The sequence below is a fragment of the Geodermatophilus maliterrae genome (assembly GCF_041018925.1).
In the GTDB taxonomy this organism is placed as follows: Bacteria; Actinomycetota; Actinomycetes; order Mycobacteriales; family Geodermatophilaceae; genus Geodermatophilus; species Geodermatophilus maliterrae.
The window spans coordinates 1-4,673 of record NZ_JBFNXQ010000176.1; the positions used below are offsets into that span (position 1 = coordinate 1).

Consider the following 4,673-nt stretch of genomic DNA (forward strand, 5'->3'; position numbering starts at 1 on the left):
CTAGTCGCCCTTGACGTTCACCACCTGGCGCAGCGTGTGCCGGATCTCCACCAGGTCGGCGGCGTCGGCCATGACGACGTCGATCGGCTTGTAGGCGTCGGGGTGCTCGTCGAGGAAGGCGTCCGACCGGCCCCAGGCGATGCCCCTCATGCGCCGGTCGAGGTCGGCCCGGCTGAACATCCGCCGCGCGGCACCCCGCGAGTGGTTGCGGCCCGCGCCGTGGGGCGCCGACATCAGTGCCTCGGCGTTGCCCTTGCCGACGACGACGTAGGACGCGGCACCCATCGAGCCGGGGATCAGCCCCCACTGGCCGGTGCGCGCGGCGATCGCGCCCTTGCGGGACAGCCACACCTCGGCGCCGTGGTGGGTCTCCCGCTCGGTGTAGTTGTGGTGGCACTGGACCACCTGCACCCGCCGGACCTCCTCGGTGAGGAACCGCGACACCTGTTCGGCGACGCGGTCCATCATCTCCTCGCGGTTGAGCGCGGCGAACCGCTGCGCCCAGCGCAGCGCCTCGACGTAGGCGTCGAACTCCGGCTCGCCCTCCTCCAGGTAGGCGAGGTCGCGGTCGGGGACGTCGACGCCCCTCGCCCGCGTGCGCTCCTGCGCCACCCGGATGTGCCTCGACGCCAGCTTGTTGCCCACGCCGCGCGAACCCGAGTGCAGGAACAGCCACACGCGGTCGGCCTCGTCGAGGGAGACCTCGATGAAGTGGTTGCCCGACCCGAGCGAGCCCAGCTGCAGCGGCCAGTCGGGGACGACGCCGTCGGCCTGGGCCGCTCCGGGCAGGTCCCGCAGCTCCTCGACGCGCGGCGCGGCCGTCTCCCGCACCTTCTTGTTGTTGCGGCCGGCCGACAGCGGGATCGCGCGCGAGATCTGCTCGTGCAGCGTCGCCAGGTTGCGGCCGCGGACGTCGTCGCCGGTGAACTGGGTGCGCACGGCCATCATCCCGCAGCCGATGTCGACCCCCACCGCCGCCGGGATGATCGCGCCGTCGGTCGGGATGACCGAGCCGACGGTCGCGCCCAGGCCCAGGTGGGCGTCGGGCATGAGGGCCACGTGCGGGTGGATGAACGGCATCGAGGCGGTGCGCTCGGCCTGCACCCGCGTGGTCGGTTCGAGGATCGACGCCCAGCTGAGCAGCCGATCGCTGATCTTCTCCATGGTCCTCTCCTCCCGTCGCGGGTCGGGCCCGCGAGGCGAGCAGGGCCGGGGCGGTCGACGCGGCGACGTCGCGGTGCGCATCCGGACTACCCGGGGACGGCGCGCCCAGGCCGGGCCCCGGCGCGCCGTTTCCCTTCCGCGGGCACCGGGCAGGCGGGACGGCGGACCAGCGCGAACCCGACAGTGAGGAACCACGACCATGCAGGTCGGACTGAAGCTCGCCACCGAGGCCTTCCCCCCGAACGAGGTCGTACGGCAGACCGTCCGCGCCGAGGAGGCCGGCTTCGACTTCGTCGAGCTGAGCGACCACTACCACCCGTGGCTCGACGTCCAGGGGCACAGCGCCTTCACCTGGTCGATGCTCGGCGCGATGGCCGCCCGGACCGAGCGGATCGGGCTGGCCACCGGCGTGACCTGCCCGATGATCCGGTACCACCCGGCGGTCATCGCCCAGGCCGCGGCGACCGTGCAGATCCTGTCGGACAACCGGTTCACCCTCGGCGTCGGCTCGGGCGAGCGGCTCAACGAGCACGTCGTCGGCCAGGGCTGGCCGGCCGTGCACGTCCGGCACCAGATGCTCACCGAGGCACTGGAGATCATCAAGCTGCTCTGGCAGGGCGGCTACCGGACCTACGAGGGCAGGCACCTGCAGCTCGAGGACGCCCGCATCTTCGACCTGCCCGACCAGCTGCCGGTCATCGCCGTCGCCAGCGGCGGGCACAACGCCTCCACGCTGGCCGCCGAGCACGGCGACGGGCTGTTCGCCACCGAACCCCGCGCCGACCTCGTGGCGGCCTACCGCGACGCCGGCGGCACCGGCCCGCGCTACGCCGAGGTGCCGATGGCGTGGGCGGCCGACGAGGACACCGCCGCGCAGACCGCCCTGGAGACCAGCCGCTGGGCGGTCACCGGCTGGAAGGTCATGAGCGAGCTGCCCAACCCGGTGAACTTCGACGCCGCCAGCGCGACGGTGACCCTCGAGGACATCAAGCAGCAGTTCTCCTGCGGCCCGGACGTCGGCAGGCACCTCGCGCAGGCGCAGCCCTACGTCGACGCCGGCTTCGACCACATCGTGCTGCAGAACGCCGGCCCCGACCCCGACGGCTTCGTCGACGCCTGCGCCGGCGGGCTGATCGACCGGGTGCGCGCGCTCACGCCGTCGTCCTGACCGCGGCCGGACACCTCGGCCGGAGAGGCGTGCCCGGCACCGGCCCCGGGTAGCCGTCGTCCGTGAGCGAGTCGACGAGCGGCGAGGTCAGCAGGGTCGAGGCGACGGCCGTCCGGGCCGGGGAGATGGGCCAGCGCCACCTGGCCGCGGGTTCCCGGGTCGCGATGCGCCTGTGGGCCGCGGAAGAGCCTGGCGAGGGCAAGCCCGAGGCGACCCGCGACTACGAGACCGTGGGCTACGTGATCACCGGCCGGGCCCGGCTGCGCGCGGGGGACCGGACGCTGGAGCTCGGCCCGGGTGACTCCTGGGTGGTGCCGGCCGGCGTGGGCCACACCTACGAGATCGTCGAGACCTTCACCGCGGTGGAGGCGACGTCACCACCGGCGCAGGAGGGCGGCCGGGACGCGCCACCCTCCTGAGCGACTTCGCTCAGCGGCGGTCGAGCAGCCGCAGCTGGGGGCGGGAGGACAGCCGCTTCTCCAGGCCCACCCGGTGCCGGCCGTCGGGGTCCTGGCGGAAGTCGAGCCGGTCGACCAGCGACTGCATGAGCTTCAGCCCCGCGCCGCCCTCGACCGGAGCCCGGTCGGCGACCTCGCCGGGGTCGAAGCCGGCACCGTCGTCGAGGACGGTGATCCGGCAGACGTCGTCGCTGATCTCGACCGACACCTCGTACTCGGCGTGCTCGCCGGAGTGCTCGACGACGTTCGCGCACGCCTCGGTGAGCGCCAGCGTGGTCTCCTCGACGACGGCCCGGTCGATCCGCAGGTGCTCCAGTGCCTGCCGGCACAGCCCCCGGACGAACGGCACGCTGTCGACGTCGACGGGCAACTTCACCGTGAACGAGATCTCCACGCCGGACCTGTCTCCCTGCCGTCGGGCTACGCTCCCTGGGTCCGCCCACCGCACCGAGGGAGCCCGATCGTGCAGTTCGCCGTCGACCGCACAGCGGTGCACGGGCGGCCCGCGCTGAGGGTACGCGGTGAGTTCGACATCGCCACGGCCCCGCGGCTCGCCGAGTGCGTGGAGGCCGAGCTGGCCACGTCGCCCGGCGCACTGGTGGTCGACCTGACCGAGACGACGTTCATGGACTCCTCCGGCGCCCGGCAGATCGTGCGCACCGCCCGCCGGGTGGCCGAGGCCGGCGCGACCCTGCAGGTCGTCTGCCCCCGCCAGAACACCTCGGTGCGCCTGGTCATCGACCTGCTCGAGCTGGACCGGCTGGTGCCGGTGGTGGAGCAGGAGCAGGCGGGCCGCGCCGACGGGGAGGTCGGGTCGTAGGGTCGCGCCGGTGACGACGCCCGAGCCGCCACTGCCTGCGCTCGACACGACGGCGCCGGCGCCCGCGGCGCCGTCTGCCCCGGGCGCTCCGTTCCGCAACGCCGACGCCCTCGTGCGCTGCGCCGAGGAGCCGATCGCCGTCCCCGGCGCCGTCCAGCCGCACGGCGCCCTGCTGGCGGTCACCGAGCCCGACCTGGCCGTGGTCGTCGCCTCGGCCAACGCCGCCGACGTCCTCGGCACCGACGTCACCGGCGTGACGCTGGCCGACCTGCTCACCCCCGCCGAGCTCGGCCGGCTGCGCGAGGCGCTGGCCGGCGACGTCGCCGGGGCCGAGCCGCTGCGCGTGGCACCCGGCGGCCGCGAGGCCGACCTCGTGCTCTCCCGCAGCGGCGGCCTGCTGGTCACCGAGTGGGAGCCGGTCGCCGGAGCCGGGGAGGCCGGCGCCGCCTGGCACCGCCGGCTGCCCACGGTGCTGCAGCGGCTGTCGGCGCCGACGACGCTCGAGGGGCTGACCGGCGTCCTGGCCCGCGAGGTGCGCGCGCTCACCGGCTTCGACCGGGTGATGGTCTACCGCTTCGACGCCGAGTGGAACGGCGAGGTGGTCGCCGAGGACCGGCGCGCGGACCTCGAGCCCTTCCTCGGCCTGCACTACCCGGCCAGCGACATCCCCGCCCAGGCCCGCGCGCTCTACGCGACCAACTGGATGCGGCTCATCCCCGACGCCACCTACTCCCCGGTGCCGCTGGCGCCGCAGCTGGTGCCGGGCACCGGGCGGCCGCTGGACCTGTCGGGCGCGGTGCTGCGCAGCGTCTCGCCGGTGCACCTGGAGTACCTGGCCAACATGGGCGTCACCGCCTCGATGTCGGTCTCGCTGATCGACCGCGGCCGGCTGTGGGGTCTCGTCGCCTGCCACTCCTACAGCGGCCCGCACCGGCCCTCCTCCGCCGACCGCACCGCCGCGGAGTTCCTCGGCCGCACCGCGTCGCTGCTGCTGCACACCACCGTCGAGGCCGGCGAGCGCGACGCGGCGGTCGCGGTGGCGCAGCGCGAGGCCGAGCTGGCC

At 74.5% G+C, this 4,673-nt stretch carries 6 protein-coding genes; 4 read left to right on the forward strand and 2 right to left on the reverse strand.

Annotated elements, in window-relative coordinates; genetic code table 11:
• A complete protein-coding gene (locus ABQ292_RS26050) occupies window positions 1-1,164 on the reverse strand; it encodes an RtcB family protein (RefSeq protein WP_369210604.1) in 1,164 nt (387 codons plus the stop codon).
• 199 nt (window positions 1,165-1,363) lie between these two features.
• Between ABQ292_RS26050 and ABQ292_RS26055 the strand changes: the two genes are divergently transcribed.
• Together ABQ292_RS26055 and ABQ292_RS26060 are read left to right on the forward strand one after the other, a co-directional pair.
• The gene (locus ABQ292_RS26055; protein ID WP_369210605.1) at window positions 1,364-2,332 is read left to right on the forward strand and encodes a TIGR03557 family F420-dependent LLM class oxidoreductase; all 969 of its coding nucleotides are present in this window, start codon (window positions 1,364-1,366) and stop codon (window positions 2,330-2,332) included.
• 62 nt (window positions 2,333-2,394) lie between these two features.
• On the forward strand, window positions 2,395-2,751 hold the full coding sequence (locus ABQ292_RS26060) for a cupin domain-containing protein (protein ID WP_369210606.1): 357 nt from the start codon (window positions 2,395-2,397) through the stop codon (window positions 2,749-2,751).
• A gap of 10 nt (window positions 2,752-2,761) precedes the next feature.
• Here the strand turns inward: ABQ292_RS26060 and ABQ292_RS26065 are convergent, their stop codons facing one another.
• Window positions 2,762-3,184: an ATP-binding protein gene (locus ABQ292_RS26065; RefSeq protein WP_369210607.1), complete on the reverse strand. Its 423-nt coding sequence runs from the start codon at window positions 3,182-3,184 to the stop codon at window positions 2,762-2,764.
• 69 nt (window positions 3,185-3,253) lie between these two features.
• Between ABQ292_RS26065 and ABQ292_RS26070 the strand changes: the two genes are divergently transcribed.
• Complete coding sequence (locus ABQ292_RS26070; RefSeq protein WP_369210608.1) at window positions 3,254-3,610, forward strand: STAS domain-containing protein; 357 nt, start codon at window positions 3,254-3,256, stop codon at window positions 3,608-3,610.
• Window positions 3,611-3,620: 10 nt separating this feature from the next.
• A partial coding sequence (locus tag ABQ292_RS26075) for a GAF domain-containing protein (RefSeq protein WP_369210609.1) occupies window positions 3,621-4,673 on the forward strand: 1,053 nt, incomplete at its 3' end.

Coding starts and splice junctions, on each gene's coding strand:
- ABQ292_RS26050 (WP_369210604.1), bottom strand. CDS start 1,164: ATGGAGAAGATCAGCGATCGGCTGCTCAGCTGGGCGTCGATCCTCGAA.
- ABQ292_RS26055 (WP_369210605.1), top strand. CDS start 1,364: ATGCAGGTCGGACTGAAGCTCGCCACCGAGGCCTTCCCCCCGAACGAG.